The organism is uncultured Aquimarina sp. (assembly GCF_947495315.1).
Taxonomy (GTDB): domain Bacteria; phylum Bacteroidota; class Bacteroidia; order Flavobacteriales; family Flavobacteriaceae; genus Aquimarina.
Genome location: NZ_CANLYD010000046.1, coordinates 1 through 563, shown reverse-complemented (window position 1 = coordinate 563; position 563 = coordinate 1). Strand labels below are relative to the sequence as shown.

General features: G+C 37.1%; 1 pseudogene. It reads left to right on the top strand.

Features of this window, described 5'->3' with window-relative positions:
- Window positions 1-563 (top strand): annotated as a pseudogene (locus Q0910_RS28525) (hypothetical protein); the annotation flags it as partial.

Sequence of the window (563 nt, the reverse complement as noted above, 5' to 3'; positions counted from 1 at the left end):
GCATTACAAGGTCGTTTTCACGATTTGGCTTTAATAAGATATGGAAACGAAAAGATCAAATTGGATCTTGGTTTTGCATTTAGTCAAAATGATCTAGATGCACTTCCTGGTAATCAAACAGGAACTATATATAATGTTACTGGTTTTTTTAGCTATAAAGCCATGGAGTATGCACACTTAACTTGGAAAGCTTCAGAAAAAGCAACGCTTAGCTTTTTGGCACTAAATAATACCTTTCAGAATGTGGTAAATGGCGCTGCTACAGATGGATTCTATCATACACATACATTTGGCACACACTCTAAGTTTAAATTAGGAGGAGTAGGTCTTGCTTTAAATGCTTATCTACAAGCTGGTGAAGGTCCTGACATCACAGATCCTGCAAGTCCATCCACTGATCTTTCTGCATATTTAGTTGGACTAGAAGCCAATGGAAAAGTTGGTTCTGTTGGTATTGGAGGAGGTTTTGAAATCCAAAGTGGTACGGATCAAGACGAAACGGATGGAAAAAACTATTCTTTCTTTCCTCTTTATGGCACCAATCATAAGTTTAACGGATATAT